The sequence below is a fragment of the Lentzea sp. NPDC051838 genome (assembly GCF_040681245.1).
GTDB lineage: Bacteria > Actinomycetota > Actinomycetes > Mycobacteriales > Pseudonocardiaceae > Lentzea.
The window spans coordinates 208,996-224,674 of record NZ_JBFAYI010000003.1 but is presented as its reverse complement, the minus strand read 5'-3'; the positions used below and the strand labels follow the sequence as shown (position 1 = coordinate 224,674).

Sequence of the window (15,679 nt, the reverse complement as noted above, 5' to 3'; positions counted from 1 at the left end):
CACGACCCCGGATCGACAAGCCCGCCAAAAAATCTTGGAAAAGTTCCGCGTCACCCGGTTCGCCCATATCCACGGCCAGGTCAGCGCCTCTGTTCAGTGGTGAGGTTGACGGTGGTGGCGGCAGCGCCCGGCTACGGCAAGACGGAAAGCGTCCGACGAAGAGCAAGACAGGCGCGGTGGTGTGAGGGGGAAGCGGCGGCGGACTTCATCCGGACGCGCAGGTGGGCGCCGCAGGTCGTGCTGGACGAGCCGTCGATCGAACGCGACGAGCTGCGCGAGTGGCTCAAACACACGCCGTGCGACCAGGTCACGCTGATCACGCGCACGCCGTTCGAGTGGGAGAACGCCGAGCAGATCGGGCCTGCCGAGCTGAAGCTGCCCGAGGCCGCGGTGGTGCCCGAGGTCTACCGCGAGACGCTCGGCTGGCCCGCGCTGGCGCACCGATGGCCGGACCACGAGTCGTACGTGCTGGTGACGGTCCTGCCGGCGTTGTCGGCCCCGGCACGGCACCTCATCGCCACGTTCGCCCGCCTCGGCCCGGTCCGGCGCGCGTTGTGCGTCGAACTGGGCGTGGACCCGTTGGCGATCAAGGAGCTGACCAGGCTCGGAGTGCTCGTCCACGGGCGGATCGTGCCGGCCGTCGCGGAGTCGGTGCCGCCGGCGCAGGTCGACCACCAGGCGGCAGCGCACTGGTACGCGCGCAACGGCTATCCGGCGGCGGCCGCGCACCTGCACGACCGGCTCGGCCAGCACAGGTCACTGGCGGCGCTGCTGCACGAGCGCGGCACGGAGATCCTGCACGCCGAACCGTGGATCTTCAGCAAGCACCCGCTGTTGAAGGACAAGGCCAAGGCGATGGCCGCGATGCACGTCGAACGGGCGCGCAAGCTCATCACCCAGGCCCGCTACCCCGAGGCGTTCAAGCACGCCGACCTCGCGGTGCAGCTGTCAGCGGACCGCGAGGCCCAGGAGATGCTCGCCGAGCTCGGCGAGCTCACGTGGCACGAGCCGCCCGCACGTACTCGGCGACAGGGCTGAGCTTCAGCCAGTCCGGCAGACCGCGCACGACCCAGCGCGGCCCGGTCAGCTCGATCGTCCCCGCCCGCACGGCGTCGAGCAGCTCGACCTCGCCCTCCCACATCCGGTAGAGCGTGGCGATGTCGGACGCCAGCACCGCGTCGACCTCCAGGCCGGGGTCGGTGTAGCAGACGGAGGCGTCACCGGGTTCGACGACGAGCCAGAACGTGCGGCGCCGGTCGGTCATGCGGATCTCGATGTTGGCGCGGCGGCTCAGCGCGCCGGTGTCGATGCGGCCGTGCATCCACCACATCAGCACCTCGGGGTCGAGCTCGTCGGCCCGCGGGTCGCCGAACGCGTACCGCGCGCCCCAGTCGGCGAGACCGAACACCAAGGGCCGCAGCGCTTCCCCGGACGGGGTGAGCGTGTAGCCGTCGCCGGTGCGCTGGACGAGACCGGCGGTGGCGAGCTGCCTGAGCCTTCTCGACAAGAGGGCGCGGGACAGTCCCGGCAGGCCGCGGGAGAGCTCGTTGAAGCGCGAGGCACCGACGAGCATGTCCCGCACGATCAGCAACGTCCACCGGTCGCCCAGCACCTCGACGGCGCGGACGATCGGGCAGTACTGCGCGTAGGTCCTCACAGGAGGAGTCTCCGCCTCGGCGGGTGATTCGTTACCGCCGTCCGGTTCACTTTCAGAACTACCCGCGGGGCTTGCGCGTTCCTAGTTTCGTCTCATGACAACTCTTGAAACACCCCGAGTGACCAGCACATACCCCACCGTCATCAGGGACGACGACGCGAAGTTCGTCGAGATGGCCGCCCGCATCGGCGCGATCGCGGCGAAGCACGCGCCCGAGCACGACCGCGACGCGACGTTCGTGACCGAGGCGTACGAGGCGATGCGCGAGGAGGGCTACCTGGCGTTGGCCGTACCCGAGGAGCTGGGCGGTCTCGGCGCCACGATGCGCCAGGTCTGCTACGCGCAGGCCGAGCTCGCCCGGCACGACGGAGCGACCGCGCTGGCCGTCACGATGCACCTGTATCTGACGCTGATGCAGGGATATCGCAGACGCAAGGGCGCGCCGGACGCCGAGGGTGTGCTGCGGCGGGTCGCGGCGGAAGGCCTGGTCATCGCGACGAGCGGCGGTTCGGACTGGTTGTGGCCGACGACGACCGCGACGCAGGTCGACGGCGGGTTCCTGGTCAACGGGCGCAAGACGTTCTGCAGCCAGTCGCCGCGCGCGAACGTCGTGGCGACCTCCGCGGTGCTGGGTGAGGAAGTGCTGCACTTCAGCGCGCCGCTGAACGCCGACGGTGTGCGCATCGAGGAAACCTGGGACACGCTCGGCATGCGCGGCACGGCCAGCCACGACGTCGTGCTGGAGGACGTGTTCATCCCGGCCGACAAGATCGCGGCCCGCCGTCCGTACGGCGAGTTCGGCGCACCCCTGTTCGCTGCGGTCGTGCATTTCGCGCCGGTGTGCGGGGCGACGTACTTCGGCATCGCCGCCGGTGCGCGGGACGTGGCCGTGAAGACGACGTCGAAGAACGCCACGAGGTCCATCGGGTTGATGGACTACAAGCTGCGCACCGCGTGGTGGTCGCTGATGGGCGCGATCGACGAGCTCGGCTCCGACTACACGGCCAACGCCGAGTCGACGGTGACCGTGATGACGGCGAAGCGGCAGGCCGTCGTGGAGGCGGTCGAGGTCGTGAACATCGCGATGGAGGTCCTGGGTGGACGGTCGTTCTTCAAGCGTTCACCGTTGGAACGCGCTTACCGCGACGTGCGCGCCGGCACGTTCCACCCGCTCACCCCTGAAGCCACACTCATGTACGCGGGCAAGGTCGCACAGGGTGATCCGGGAGTAACGGAGTAAGTTCAAGTTGTAGGTGTGCCAAGGGTTTGCGAGGATTCGGGTCCGTCTCTTTCGAAGGAGCGATTCCGGTGGCAACTCGCCTCAACCCGTACCTGCGCTTCGACGGCTCGGCCCGCCAGGCGATGGAGTTCTACCAGTCGATCTTCGGCGGCGAGCTGAACATCAGCACGTTCGGCGAGTTCGGCATGCAGGACTCCCCGCAGGCCGACCAGATCATGCACGCGCAGCTGGAAACGTCCGCCGGCTACACGATCATGGCCTCCGACACGCCGCCCGGCATGCCCTACAACCCCGGCGACACCATCACCGTCTCCCTCTCGGGTGATGAGGAGGTGCTCAAGGAGTACTTCGCCAAGCTCGCCGAGGGCGGCAAGATCGGTACCCCGCTGGAGAAGCAGATGTGGGGCGACGAGTACGGCGACCTCGTCGACAAGTTCGGCATCAGCTGGATGGTCAACCTGGGTGGCCTGGGCTGAGGTGGTTCGGCGGGGCCGCGGTAGTGGCCCCGCCCGCCGCGCTGACGCATCATGTGGACCATGAGCGAGCGTCTGCGCGGTGTGGTCGACCAACTCGCGATCCGGCCTGGCGACCGCGTGCTGGAGATCGGCTGCGGCCAGGGGGTCGCGGCCACGATGGTGTGCCAGCTGCTGTCCACGGGCACGCTCACGGCGATCGACAGGTCCACGAAGATGGTCGAGGCCGCCACCCGCCGCAACGCCGTCTACGTGGCGTCGGGCAAGGCGGAGTTCCTCATCGCGTCGCTGGAGGACATGAACCTCGGCGACCGGCGGTTCGACCTGGTCTTCGCGGTCCGAGTCGGGCTGTTCCACCGCGACCCGGACCGGGCGCGCGCGTTGCTGGAGCCCTGGCTCGCGCCGGGTGCCCGCGTGTGCACGTTCTACGACGTGCCGGTCTGAGCGTCGAGAGTCGCTTTGAGGATCTCGTCGACGCGGGCGTCCCAGTCCGCGTCCTCGACCGTGCCGTTCAGGACCGCGACCGCCGCCAGCGTCACGGTCCCCTCGACATCGGCTGTCAGCGTCGGCACTTTCGCCGTTGTCGCGAACGCCGTGCCCTGCGGCGCCGTCTGCCACTCGACGCCGGTCCAGCCCCGGATCGCCAGCAGCGGTGACGGCAGATCCGTCGCCCACCCGGTCAGCTCCGCCCTCGTGCCGGGCGGCGCACCGATCACGCGGTGGATCCGCAGCTCCTGGTCGTCCCACACCGCCGTGACGCTCTCGATCCTCAGCCCGGGCACCATCGGCTGGTGCGCGTCGAACACCGGCCGATGCCACGACGCCGCCCAGTTGTGTCGTGCGCCGAGCGGGTGGATCCGCCTGCGCACGCTCCGCCTGCCCCTGACCACCAGGCTGATGTGGTTGTCGGCGGGGTTCTTCGCGGACGTCGGCCCGGTGCTCGTCGAGTAGGCGAAACGGCTGTAGAGCGGATCGTCCTCGGTCGCGTACTCGCCCTCGAACGGCCTTACGTGATCGCTGCCGTGGTTGTGCAGCCTGGTGACCCCGTTGTGCCGCTGGATGAGGAAGCCCGGTCCGGGTAGCGCAAGCGTTAGGTCTTCGTCTTGGCTCTCTTCAGGTGCGGTCCACAATGGATGATCCGGTCCGGCGAGCAGGCAGACGAACGCCTTCGACGCCCAGTACGGTGACGCGGGCCCGGAGTAGGGCTGCAGGGTGGCCTCGTGCGGACCGTGCCAGCCGAGGCTGAGCAGGCCGTCTTCGAGTGCGTCGTTCCGCAGGAAGTACTGGAGCGTGGTGCTGATGAGGTGCCGCGAGTGGCCCGGCCTCAGCGGTGTCTCCCCGGTGACCGCGCCGAGTGCGACGGCCGATGCCGCCGCGAACCGGTAGGTCAGCGACCGTCCGAAGTAGATCGGAGCACCGTCCGCGCCGAAGAGCAGGTGGAAGCTCGCCAGGTGTTCCTTGAGGTGAGTGGTGATCGGCTCGTTGCTCAGATGGGCGTCCAGCGCGGGGTAGAGGTGCAGGGCCCAGCCGTTGTAGTGGTCGAACGCGCGGCCGTCGCCGTCGGAGTACCAGCCGTCACCCCGGTACCAGCCTTGGAGGAGCTCCATCGCGCGGCTCTTGGCTTGCGCGGTCTCGTCATCGCCACGGCCCGCCGCCTCCAGGAACGCGGCCACGGTGTACGGGAAGAAGTACCAGTTGTTGGCCGCCGGGACGTGCCGCAACGCCTCCCTGAGCCAGGCTTCCGCGCGGTCCTGCTGGGCCTCGGACAGCTTGTCCCACAGCCACGGCTTGGTCAGGCGCAAGCCCAGCGCGACCGAGGCGGACTCGACCATGGGCTGGCCGACGTCGGTGATCGCGGGCCACTCCCCCGCGGTGCCGGCGATGAGGCCGGCGGCGTACCGCTCCAGCCAGTTGTGCGGGTCGTCGCCGTGCGCGGTGCGGAAGGCGGCCGCGAGGAAGGTGCGCGCGTAGCCCTCCAGGCCGTCGCTGCGCACGCCGCTGCGCGAGGGTCGGCCGGGCAGATCGAGGAAGGCCTGGTCCGGGGAGGCATGGCGCCAGGCGGAGTCGAGGAGGCCGTCTGCGGTGGCGCCCCAGTGGTCGCGGGTCAGGCCGGTGTGGGGGCTGAGGGTGCGGTCGTCGTCGGGCAGCTTCATGCGATCCGTTCCTTCGTCTCCATCGGCACCGCTCACGCGATCCGCCCCCGCGTTCCCACCGGCAGCGCTCACGCGATCCGTTCCCTTCGTTCCGCGAGCACCGGAGTCTGAAACGCCTCTCCGTTGACCCACCTCCGCACCTCTGCGACCGCGTGGTGGGCCAACCTCCCCCACTCGTTGCCCTGCGACCCTGCCAAGTGGGGCGTGATCAGCACGTTCTCGCAGCGCCACAACGCGTGGTCCTGCGGCAGCACCTCGGGATCGGTCACGTCGAGCACCACCCTGATCCGGCCTGCCTCATCGACCAGCGCGTCCTGGTCGATCACCGCACCCCGAGCGGTGTTGATCAGCACGGCGTCGTCGCGCAGCAGACCGAGCAACGAGCGGCTCACCAGTCCCCTGGTCTCCGGCAGCAACGGCGTGTGCACGCTGACCACGTCGCTGCGCCGGAACAGGTCGGCGAGACCCACCGACTCGGCACCGTCCACTTCGGTCACGAACGGGTCGTGCACCAGCACGTCAAAATCGTAGGGCCGCAACAGCTCGATCACCCTGCGGCCGATCATCGACGCGGACAGGATGCCGACGGTGGCACCGTAGTTGCCAACACCAGCAGGAATGTCGTAGTAGGTGATCTTCTTGGTGGCCCGGTACGAGCGGGCGCGTTCCAGCACGCGCTTGCCGCTCAACAGGATCATCGCGAGCGTGTACTCGGCGACGGGCAGCGCGTTGGCCGACGCCGCCGACGAGACGACGATGCCGCGGTCCCAGCAGGCGTCCGTGACGAAGCCCTTCACGGAACCCGCGGTGTGCACGATCGCGCGAAGACTCGGCAGCCGCTCCAGGACGTCCGCGGTGATCGGCGGGCAACCCCAGCCGGTGACGAGCAGATCCACGTCCGGGATCGTGGCGAGGTCCTGGGTGACCGGGCCGAAGTCGCAGATCTCCCTGAGCTGGTCGAGCACGGGTGCGAGGACGGACCTCTGAGCGTCCGAGGACATCGCACCCGCGGCCCTCACTTGACGGCTCCCGCGGTCAGACCGGCGCGCCAGAACCGTTGCAGCAGCATGAACGCGAGGATCAGCGGCAGCACGGCGAACAGCGAGCCCATGATCACCACCGGGTAGTACTCGGGGCTGACGGTGGCGGAGCTGTTCCACTGGTACAGGCCGAGGCTCACCGGATAGAGCTTCTGGTCGGACAGCATGACCATGGGCAGGAAGAAGTTGTTCCAGATCGCGGTGAGCTGGAACAGGAACAGTGTGATCACGCCGGGGCCGAGCATCCGGAACGCGACCTTGAAATAGGTCGCCAGGTCGCCCGCGCCGTCGATCCGCGCGGCTTCCAGGACCTCGTCGGGGACGTAGCCCTGACTGAAGATGCGGCCGAGGTAGACGCCGAACGGGTTGAACAGCACCGGGATGAACACCGCCCAGAACGTGTTGACCAGGCCCGCGCCGGACGCCATCAGGTACAGCGGCAGCGCGAGCACGGTCTGCGGCACCATGACGGCGGCGAGCACGAGGCCGAAGAGCTTCTCCTTGTGGCGGAACGCGTACTTGTCGAACGCGTAGCCCGCCGCCATCGAGATGAACGCGCTCGCGGCGGCACCGACGACGGCGTACAGGACGCTGTTGAGGTACCAGCGCGGGTAGAGGCCCTTGTCCATCGCGAAGAGCTCTTTGACGTTGTCGACGAACGAGAAGTTGCTCAGCGACAGCAGGTCGCTCTGGAACAGCGCGTCGACGTTCTTCGTGGCGGCGAGCAGCAGCCACAGCACCGGCAGCAGGGTGTAGAGCACCGCGACGCCGACGACGAAGTTGACGGTGGTGCGGCCGAGGAGGGTCATCAGGCGGCCTTCCTGTTCGTCCAGCGCGTGACGCCGTAGGAGAGCGCGATCGTGAAGGCCAGCAGGATCACGGACGCGGCCGCGGCGAGGCCGTAGTTGTTGCGGGTGAAGGCGGCGTCGTAGATGTACATGCTCGGCGAGAACCTGGCGCTGATCATCTGGGTCGACTGGCTGAGCAGCACGGGTTCGGTGAACAGCTGCAACGCCCAGATCAGCGTGAAGATGCCGACCGTGACGACCGCACCGCGCACCAGCGGCGTCTTGATCCGGACTGCCTGCTTCACCGGGCCCGCTCCGTCCACAACGGACGCTTCGAGCACCTCGCGCGGCACGGCCTGGAGCGCGGCGTAGAAGATCACCATGTTGTAGCCGAGGTTGCTCCACAGGGCGATGTTCACGATCGACGGCAGTACCGTGTTGATGCCGAGGAAGTTGATGTGGATGTCACCCTTGGCGAACAGGTCGATGATCGGGCTCAGCCCCGGCGTGTAGAGGTAGAGCCAGATCACGGCGGCGATGATGCCCGGCACGGCGTGCGGCAGGTAGAGGCCCATCTGCGCCCAGCTCCTGAGCTTCGCCACGCCGGAGTCCAGCAGCAGCGCGAGGGTGAGCGCGCCGAGCACCATGATCGGGATGTAGATCAGGCAGTACAGGACGACGGTGCCCAGGCTGCCGAGGAACGTCGGGTCGCTCAGCACCGCGAGGTAGCTCCTGAGACCGACGAACACCGTGCTCTCCGGGCCGAAGCCGAGTCCTGGCTGGTCCTGGGCGAAGAAGCTCAGCCAGATCGCGGTGCCGGTCGGGATCAGGAACACCGTGACGAGCAGGACGAAGAACGGCGCCATCAGGACGGCGCAGGCGAGTCTGCTCTTCACCGCTCGACCTCCTCTGTGGACAGTCCGAGCGCCTTGAGGTCGGGCATGGTGCCGCTCTGGGCCGCGCGGACCGCGTCGATCACCGTGCCCTCACCGGCGCCGGCCTTCGCGAAGCCGTCCTGCATGACCTTCTGCGTGGCGGTCATCCGCGGTCCCCACACCCAGCCGTCGCGGATCTTGTCGGCCTCCTGCTTGAAGAGCCGGTAGATGTCCTGGCCGCCGTAGTACTCGCCGGGGAACGCCTTGGCGCCCGCGTCGACCAGGCCGGGCGCGACCGGGTACTGGCTGCTGGTGCCGCTCTTGAGCCGTGCGGTGAGCGCGGCGGGATCGGTCGTCTGCCACTCGATGAACTCCATGGCGGCTTCGGGTTGCTGGGAGTCCTTGGTGACCGCGAACGTGGAGCCGCCGTGGGTGCCGACGACCGGCTGGTCCCAGACCGGCATGGGAGCGATGCGCCACTTGCCCTTCTGACCCGGCCTGGCACGCATCTGGGCGCCCGCGTCCCACGCGCCGCTGAGCCTGGTGAGGATCAGGTCCTGGCCTAGCTGGGCGTCGTGCTGCTTGCTGTCGCTCGCGTTGCGGTACACCAGATCCTCGTCGATCAGGCCCTGCCAGTAGTCGGCGACCTTGCGCGTGGGTCCGTCGGCGAGCGAGACCTGCCACTTGCCGTTCGCCGTGTCGAACCACTGCCCGCCCGCCTGCCAGGCCCAGCAGGCGAACTGCATGGCGCCGTCCGTGGGGAACAGCACGAGCCGCTTGTTCGGGAACTTGGCCTTGACGGTTCTGGCGAGCTCGGTGAACTCGTCCCAGGTGGCGGGGATGCGGAAGCCGTTGGCCTCGAACATGTCCGCGCGGTAGTGCAGCACCATCGGCTCGATGTCGAGAGGGACGCTGAACACGCGGTTGTCGAACGTGGTCAGCTTCAGCGCCTGGGGCAGCAGCTTCTGCTTGAGGCGGTCGGTGACGAGATCGGTGATGTCCCGCGCGACGCCGTCGATGGCGTAGCCGGGCACCTGCGGGTACTCGATGGTCGCGACGTCGGGCGCGTTGCCGGCGCGGGCCGCGTTGCTCAGCTTCGCGTAGCCGCCCTGACCACCCGAGGGGATCTGCTGGAAGATCACCTTGATGCGGTTCTGACTGGAGTTGAACGCGTCGACCACCTGCTGGCTACCGCGCAGGGCCGACCAGAACGTGATCTCAACCGGGCCTCCGGCACCGCGGCGTTGCGGAGTGGAACAGGCCGCCAGTGGTGCCGTGAGACCCGCCGCGAGGAGTGTGCGACGACTCAGGCGCATGCTTCGCATCCTGATCGCCTGATCGCTTTGACGTCAAGAAACGTTCAAACGCTCAGTCGATGACCGGACCTTCAACTCGGGCAGCAACTCGATGCGCTCGGCCGTCTGCCGAGGGTTGCCCAGCTTCTGCAGGAGCAGTGTCGCGGCGACCTTGCCGACCTCGGTCTTGGGCGGGGCGACGGCGGTGAGCGGGATGCTGCCGAGCGCCGCGACCACGTCGTCGTACGCCACCACGCTGCACCTCTGTGGCACCTTGATGCCCGCGTCCGTCAGCTGCTGGACCAGCATCAACGCGTCGACGTCGCCGTGCAGGATCGTCGCGGTCGCGCGGTGTGCCCTGAGGATGCCGACCAGTCCGGTGTCGGGTGAGCTGCCCACCGTGATGGCGTCTTCGAGATCTTTGGAGATCTCTTTGAAGGCGCTTCTGAGTGCCCGCGCGGTGGGGCTGTCGTCGCGGGCGGCCAGGACGATTCTGCGGTGACCCAGGTCGGTCAGGTGTTTGACCGCCAGGTGCATGCCGTACCAGTGGTCGGAGCAGACCGAGTTCATCGCTCGGAGGTGGCCGCCCGGCCTGCGTTCCATGAGGACTGTCGGGACGCCGGTGTCGTTGAGCCAGTCGTCGGCTCGTTCTTCTTCCTGGGTGCGCCATCTCGGCGCGATCAGGAGGCCCTGGACCGGTTCTTGCAGGGCGCGTTCGACGATCGGTTTCTCGGCGCCTTTGACCTGCGGGGCGATGTGCAGGACCACGCGCATGCCGGCTTCTTCCAGGACCTTGCGGGCGCCGTTCATCGTTTCGTACAGGTACGTGTGTCGCTCTGGGACCACCAGTGCGATCGCGCCGTTCTGCGGGGTCGTTGGTTGGGGCTGCTCTACCGGGGTGATGGGTTTGGCCACGCCGTGGCCCCTGCGGAGTCTTCCTTGCCTGGCCAGGTCTTCCACGTCTCGCCTGATCGTCACGATCGAGACGTCGAGTTCTGCGGCCAGATCGCTCACCTTGACCGGGCCCCGGGACGCTATTACGGCGAGGATTCGTTGCCGTCTCGCCTCGCCGGGTTCGCGCATGGTCTTCCTGCCCTTGTTCGTTTGATCGGTTGTTTGAGCATAACCCGGTGGTTGAGGGCACGGCTTCGCCGAGCCAGCACATGCCCTCCTTCGTCGGGCGTGTGCTGGACCGAGTTTCTGTGGTCGCCCTGCGGGGGTGGTTGCGGGGCGTGGGCGTGTTGCGGGCGGACCGCGCCGGTTGCGTTGGTGGTCGCCAGGGTCGGGTTGCGATGTCGAGAATTCCGTTGGGGGATCTCAATTTGCGCGCAACCCAGCTAGGGGTGAGCCGACTTCGTCGGCGTACCTCAGAACGGCGGTAGATCACCCAGCACCGGCTCCGGTTCGCGGGTGTAAGTCTTCCCGGCCGGGCTGACGAAGGTGAACTTCCCCGGTTTCTTCTGCGCCACTTCCCAGGTTGAGCGGTGTTTCACGCGGTGGTGGTAGCGGCAGAACGCGCCGAGATTCGCCTCGGAGGTCGGGCCTTTCGGGAACGGGATCGTGTGGTCCAGGTCCGACTCGTGCGAGGGGCGCATGCAGCCCGGGAAGCGGCAGGTCCGATCGCGGGTCCAGATGAACCTGCGCAGTGCGGCGGGTGGGCGGTAGGTGCTGGTGCCGAACTCCAGTGGTGCGCCGGAGACCGGGTCGGTGAGCAGGCGGCGCCAGGTCGCGTCGGCGGCCAGTTCGCGGGCCAGGTCGGCGGAGATCGGGCCGTAGCCCGCCAGTTCGCCGGGCTGTTCGGACAGGCCCATCAGCGTGGCTGCGGAGATGGTCACGTAGACCTCGGTTTTCACGGAGCTGGCGCCGTCGCGGGTCGCCAGGATCAGGTCGGCCACGACATCGGCGCGGATCTGGTCGAGCGTGCGCGGGTCCTTGGGGTTTCGGACGGCGCGGGCGATGGTGTCGACGCGTTCGAAGCACTTGTGGGCCAGGCCGGCCGGGAGGTAGGCAAACAGGCGGGCCATGTCGTCTTCCAGCTTGTCGATGCCCGTGCAGCGCTCGGCCTTGCGGCGCTCCGCCCTGTCCTTGTGGCCTTCGGGGTCGACGCGCATCACGACGCGGTTGGTCAGCTGCCGCATCTGGGCGCCGGTCTGGTTCGGCGCCTTCACCAGTACGCGCGCTTCGACCTCGGCCGCGTGATCTGGTGACAGGGGCATGGTCTTGTCGTGCAGGACGCGGGCTTTGTAGAAGTCGATCTCACCCTTCTCCAGGGCGTCGACCGTCTGTGGCAGCCTGGTCACCATCTCCAGTGCCGTGATGATCTGGTCGCTGGCCCAGCGCGTGGTCCAGTGCATCGCGGCGGCGATTTCGGCCTCGAAGAACTCATCGCCCTCGCAGGTAATGGCGTGGTCGGCGAGGACGTGCAGAAACTGCGCCTGATGATAGGCGATCTGTTTCTGGTGATAGGTGAGAGCATCGATGGCTTCGACTGCTTCCATGCCCCCAATTCTATTCGAGATCATTTCCGAAAAAGACCAAAAGGTGTCACCCACTCAAGTGAATCGAGAGGACACAGCGATCTCTCAGCTTGCGTGGACTAGCGTCCGCCACAGAGGGGGTTGGAGAGATGAAGATCGTGATTCCCGGCGGGACCGGGCAGGTCGGCGGCGTGCTCCAGAGGGCGTTGGTCCAGGCCGGGCACGAGGTCGTGATCATCGGCCGGAGCAGCGAAGTGCGCTGGGACGGGCGGACGCTGGGCGACTGGGCAAAGGCGGTGGACGGCGCGGACGTTGTGATCAACCTCGCTGGGCGGAGCGTCAGCTGCCGGTACACACCTGAGAACCTGAAAGAGATGATGCGGTCGCGGGTCGAGTCGGCGAGGGTCGTCGGAGAGGCCATTCAGAAAGCCGCGCGGCCGCCCAAGGTGTGGTTGCAGATGAGCACGGCGACGATTTACGCGCATCGGTTCGACGGGCCCAACGACGAGGCGACCGGAATCATCGGCGGGGAAGAAAAGGACGTGCCGGAGTATTGGGCCTACAGCGTCGACATCGCCAAGAACTGGGAAGCGGAGCTGAACCAGGCGGACACGCCGCACACCAGGAAGGTGGCGCTCCGGGCCGCGATGGTGATGAGTCCGGACCGGGGTGGGGTGTTCGACTACCTGTCGTGGCTCGCACGGCTGGGGCTCGGGGGCGCGGTGGACGGCGGACGGCAGTACGTGTCGTGGATTCACGACGAGGACTTCGTGCGGGCGATCGCGCTGCTGATCAGGGAGCCGATCGAGGGGGCGGTGAACCTCGCGGCGCCGGGACCGTTGCCGCAGAAGGACTTCATGCGTGAGCTGAGGAAGGCGTGGCGGGTGCCGGTGGGGTTGCCGGCGACCAGGTGGATGGCGGAGATCGGCGCGTTCGCGATCAGGAGCGACACCGAGTTGCTGCTGAAGAGCCGGAGAGTCGTGCCGGGGCGGCTGACCGAGGCCGGGTTTGAGTTCCGCTATCGCGACTGGGGTGAGGCGGCGCAGAATCTGGCTGAGCGCAGGAGGTGAGATGCCGAGGATCAACGACGTCGGCGGGCAGGACGGGTTCGGGCCGGTGGTGCAGGAGCTGGACGAGCCGATGTTCCACGCCGACTGGGAAGCACACGTGTTCGCCATGAACCGGGCGCTGATCGGACGGGGTGTCTACAACCTGGACGAGTTCCGGGACGCGGTCGAGCGGACGATGTCGCACGAGTCGTCGTACTACGAGAACTGGTTCCGGGCGATTCAGACGCTGCTCGAGGAGAAAGGCCATGTCTGAGCGGTACGGGACAGGCGATCGCGTCAGAACGTCCATTGTGGATCCTGATCACCACACCCGGCTGCCCGGTTATGCCAGGGGAAAGACCGGCGTTGTCGTCGGCAGCGACGGGGTGCATCCGCTGGCGGACCTGAGAGCGCAAGGGATCGAGCGGAAGCAGCCGGTGTACCTGGTGCGGTTCACGGCACGAGAACTGTTCGGGCAGGGTGATCACACGGTGACGCTGTCCCTCTGGGAGGAGTACCTCAGCGATGAGTGACGACCACGACGACTCCCCCATCGCGGCACGGGTGCGCGAGCTGGAAGCGGTGCTGGAGGAGAAAGGCCTGATCGACGCGACCGAGCTGGATCGGGCGTTGGAGGCGTTCGCGCACAAAGCCACGCCCGCCAACGGGTTCCGCGTTGTGGCGCGAGCGTGGGTGGACGACGGGTTCAGGGCCCGGTTGATCGAGAACGCCAACGAGGCGCTGCCGGAAGTCGGGCTCTCGATGGGTGGCGGACTGCAGGTGCAGCGGCTGTGGGTCGTGGAGAACACCGAGGAGGTGCACAACGTGGTGGTGTGCACGCTGTGCAGCTGCTACCCGATCGCACTGCTCGGACCGTCGCCGACCTGGTACAAGAGCCCGGCGTACCGGTCCAAAGTGGTCAGTGAGCCGCGCGAGGTGCTCCAGCAGTTCGGACTCGAGCTGCCCGAGACGACGAAGATCCAGGTCTGGGACGCGAACGCCGAGTCGCGGTACATGGTGCTGCCGAAAAGGCCCGCGAACACCGACCACCTGACCGAGGAAGAGCTCGCGAAGAGAGTCACGCGCAACGGACTGATCGGCACCGCGGCCGTGTGAGCCGCGGTGCCGGACCAGAACTACCGGAACAGCAACTAGAGGTTCTTCATGATGGTGTCGATCGCCTTGCCGAGCTGCGCGTACTTCTGCGTGTAGAGCACCGGGAACACACCGGGCGGGTCGGCGGGGCGGTCGGCGTCCACGTAGTCGGTGCCGAGGTTGCAGAACACGACCACGATGTAGTTGCGCTTGTCCTTGCCGCGGAACGACTTCACGATGCCCGCGTCGGAACCCGTCGTGTCGACCCAGCCGGTCTTGTGCGCGAACGTCACCTCAGCGACCTCGTCACACGGGCGCACATCCCGGTCGTACACGGCGTCGCCGACGGTCACGGTGCCGTCCGGCTTGATCCAGCGCGACGGCACCTTCTGCGGAATGCCCTGCACCGGGTACGAGCGGCCGCACCAGTTCGACGTCGACAGCATCTCGTTGTGCCCCTGGCCCGACAGCGTCTCCTGGAAGAACTTCCGCGCCGACGCCGAGAGCTCGTGGCGCGTGACCTGCTTGCCCTTGTCCGTCGTCCACAGCACGCCCGGACCACCGTTGACCAGCAGCAGGAGCTTCGCGGTGTCGAGACCGCTCATGTTCGAGCCGATCCAGCGGCCACCGTTGCCGGGAATCGAACCGGTGTGCATGAGGGTCGGCATGCCGAGGTCCACGAAGGACTGGTTGACGGCGTCCCACGCGTTCAGGTCGTGGATCATCTTGATCAGCGCGCAGGTCGACTCGTTCTGCGACTTCGTGATCATCTCGTCGAAGTGCTGCCGGATCTTCTTCGTCGACGGCCCGCCGCACGCCTCGCGCACCGGGTTCGGGTCGTAGACGTAGTCGGCGTCGAGGTCGACCCGGCCCTGGTCGGCCAGGCGCAGCACGCCGAAGCCGACCATCAGCTTGAGCACGGACGCGGGATACGGCGAGGAGAAGTCGATCGGCGCGTTCTCCCGGCCCGCCAGCACGTCACGCGTGCCCTTGCCGCCGTTCGCATCCCACTCGTCGTCGTCCCACCACCGGTACCGCACCTGGTCGGTCGACAGGCCGGAACGCTTGACCGGCACCACGACACCCTGCGGGTACTGCGGGCTGAGCAGCACGTTCGCCACCGACGCCGGACGACCGAACGGGTCGAGCTCGATGATCGCCGCGTCCATGTTCGGCGTCTGGTGCAACGGCTTGCCCGCCGCGGCCATGCGCGCCTGAGACCGCTGACGCAGCTCGGCCGGTGAGGCGTCGTACTTCTCGCGCTGACCAGCCGACCGGGCTCCTGGTGCCGGCGGCGTCAGGTCGATGACGTCCTTGAAGTTCTGCGCGGCGATCGCCTCGCGCAGTTTCTCCGCCAACGAGTGGTGACCGGTCTCGTCGGCAACAGCGGCGGGTGCCAGCGCGGCACCCGTCAGCGTCAACGCCGTGCACAGCACGGTGATCCGCTTGAGCTTCATTCACTCCCCCAGTTTGAAGTGGATCTCATACAATCGTACTACCTCACTCGCAACGCCGGTTCGATGATCGTCTCATCGGC

17 protein-coding genes are annotated in these 15,679 nt (G+C 67.6%); 8 read left to right on the top strand and 9 right to left on the bottom strand.

Annotated elements, in window-relative coordinates:
- The first annotated feature begins 99 nt into the window (after positions 1-99).
- Complete coding sequence (locus AB0M24_RS10010; RefSeq protein ID WP_363763631.1) at positions 100-1,038, top strand: hypothetical protein; 939 nt, start codon at positions 100-102, stop codon at positions 1,036-1,038.
- Here AB0M24_RS10010 and AB0M24_RS10005 read toward each other — a convergent pair.
- Positions 995-1,657 carry a helix-turn-helix domain-containing protein gene (locus AB0M24_RS10005; protein WP_363763628.1) on the bottom strand — a complete coding sequence of 221 codons (663 nt, stop codon included), beginning with the start codon at positions 1,655-1,657 and terminating at the stop codon, positions 995-997. The two genes, AB0M24_RS10010 and AB0M24_RS10005, sit on opposite strands and share 44 nt — an antisense overlap.
- Before the next feature lie 118 nt (positions 1,658-1,775).
- On the opposite strand from AB0M24_RS10005, the gene AB0M24_RS10000 reads away from it, so the two are divergent.
- The 3 genes from AB0M24_RS10000 to AB0M24_RS09990 all read left to right on the top strand — a co-directional run bounded on the left by AB0M24_RS10000 (position 1,776) and on the right by AB0M24_RS09990 (position 3,814).
- A complete protein-coding gene (locus tag AB0M24_RS10000) occupies positions 1,776-2,897 on the top strand; it encodes an acyl-CoA dehydrogenase family protein (RefSeq protein ID WP_363763625.1) in 1,122 nt (373 codons plus the stop codon).
- A gap of 68 nt (positions 2,898-2,965) precedes the next feature.
- Positions 2,966-3,373 carry a VOC family protein gene (locus AB0M24_RS09995; RefSeq protein ID WP_363763622.1) on the top strand — a complete coding sequence of 136 codons (408 nt, stop codon included), beginning with the start codon at positions 2,966-2,968 and terminating at the stop codon, positions 3,371-3,373.
- A 60-nt stretch (positions 3,374-3,433) separates the two neighbouring features.
- The gene (locus AB0M24_RS09990; RefSeq protein WP_363763619.1) at positions 3,434-3,814 is read left to right on the top strand and encodes a methyltransferase domain-containing protein; all 381 of its coding nucleotides are present in this window, start codon (positions 3,434-3,436) and stop codon (positions 3,812-3,814) included.
- Here AB0M24_RS09990 and AB0M24_RS09985 read toward each other — a convergent pair.
- The 7 genes from AB0M24_RS09985 to AB0M24_RS09955 all read right to left on the bottom strand — a co-directional run bounded on the left by AB0M24_RS09985 (position 3,796) and on the right by AB0M24_RS09955 (position 12,073).
- Positions 3,796-5,523 (bottom strand): DUF2264 domain-containing protein, encoded by a 1,728-nt coding sequence (locus AB0M24_RS09985; RefSeq protein ID WP_363763616.1) that lies wholly within the window; start codon positions 5,521-5,523, stop codon positions 3,796-3,798. The two genes, AB0M24_RS09990 and AB0M24_RS09985, sit on opposite strands and share 19 nt — an antisense overlap.
- Positions 5,524-5,591: 68 nt before the next feature.
- Positions 5,592-6,542: a hydroxyacid dehydrogenase gene (locus AB0M24_RS09980; protein WP_363763613.1), complete on the bottom strand. Its 951-nt coding sequence runs from the start codon at positions 6,540-6,542 to the stop codon at positions 5,592-5,594.
- On the bottom strand, positions 6,539-7,372 hold the full coding sequence (locus AB0M24_RS09975; protein WP_363763610.1) for a carbohydrate ABC transporter permease: 834 nt from the start codon (positions 7,370-7,372) through the stop codon (positions 6,539-6,541). The genes AB0M24_RS09980 and AB0M24_RS09975 overlap by 4 nt, the downstream gene beginning before the upstream one ends.
- Positions 7,372-8,247 carry a sugar ABC transporter permease gene (locus AB0M24_RS09970; protein ID WP_363763607.1) on the bottom strand — a complete coding sequence of 292 codons (876 nt, stop codon included), beginning with the start codon at positions 8,245-8,247 and terminating at the stop codon, positions 7,372-7,374. The genes AB0M24_RS09975 and AB0M24_RS09970 overlap by 1 nt, the downstream gene beginning before the upstream one ends.
- Positions 8,244-9,542 (bottom strand): extracellular solute-binding protein, encoded by a 1,299-nt coding sequence (locus tag AB0M24_RS09965; RefSeq protein WP_363763605.1) that lies wholly within the window; start codon positions 9,540-9,542, stop codon positions 8,244-8,246. The genes AB0M24_RS09970 and AB0M24_RS09965 overlap by 4 nt, the downstream gene beginning before the upstream one ends.
- Before the next feature lie 33 nt (positions 9,543-9,575).
- Complete coding sequence (locus AB0M24_RS09960) at positions 9,576-10,604, bottom strand: substrate-binding domain-containing protein (RefSeq protein ID WP_363763602.1); 1,029 nt, start codon at positions 10,602-10,604, stop codon at positions 9,576-9,578.
- A 284-nt stretch (positions 10,605-10,888) separates the two neighbouring features.
- The gene (locus tag AB0M24_RS09955) at positions 10,889-12,073 is read right to left on the bottom strand and encodes a DUF222 domain-containing protein (RefSeq protein WP_363763599.1); all 1,185 of its coding nucleotides are present in this window, start codon (positions 12,071-12,073) and stop codon (positions 10,889-10,891) included.
- A gap of 74 nt (positions 12,074-12,147) precedes the next feature.
- On the opposite strand from AB0M24_RS09955, the gene AB0M24_RS09950 reads away from it, so the two are divergent.
- From AB0M24_RS09950 to AB0M24_RS09935, 4 genes are read left to right on the top strand one after another with little or no spacing between them, the layout of a single operon-like run.
- Complete coding sequence (locus AB0M24_RS09950; protein WP_363763596.1) at positions 12,148-13,068, top strand: TIGR01777 family oxidoreductase; 921 nt, start codon at positions 12,148-12,150, stop codon at positions 13,066-13,068.
- A 1-nt stretch (position 13,069) separates the two neighbouring features.
- The gene (locus tag AB0M24_RS09945; protein ID WP_363763593.1) at positions 13,070-13,321 is read left to right on the top strand and encodes a hypothetical protein; all 252 of its coding nucleotides are present in this window, start codon (positions 13,070-13,072) and stop codon (positions 13,319-13,321) included.
- Positions 13,314-13,580, top strand: coding sequence for an SH3-like domain-containing protein (locus AB0M24_RS09940; RefSeq protein ID WP_363763590.1), 267 nt, complete (start codon positions 13,314-13,316; stop codon positions 13,578-13,580). The genes AB0M24_RS09945 and AB0M24_RS09940 overlap by 8 nt, the downstream gene beginning before the upstream one ends.
- On the top strand, positions 13,573-14,163 hold the full coding sequence (locus AB0M24_RS09935) for a nitrile hydratase subunit alpha (RefSeq protein WP_363763587.1): 591 nt from the start codon (positions 13,573-13,575) through the stop codon (positions 14,161-14,163). Before AB0M24_RS09940 ends, AB0M24_RS09935 begins: the two co-directional genes overlap by 8 nt.
- 35 nt (positions 14,164-14,198) lie before the next feature.
- On the opposite strand, the gene AB0M24_RS09930 is transcribed toward AB0M24_RS09935, so the two are convergent.
- Complete coding sequence (locus AB0M24_RS09930; protein WP_363763584.1) at positions 14,199-15,599, bottom strand: serine hydrolase; 1,401 nt, start codon at positions 15,597-15,599, stop codon at positions 14,199-14,201.
- Between the last annotated feature and the right edge of the window lie 80 nt (positions 15,600-15,679).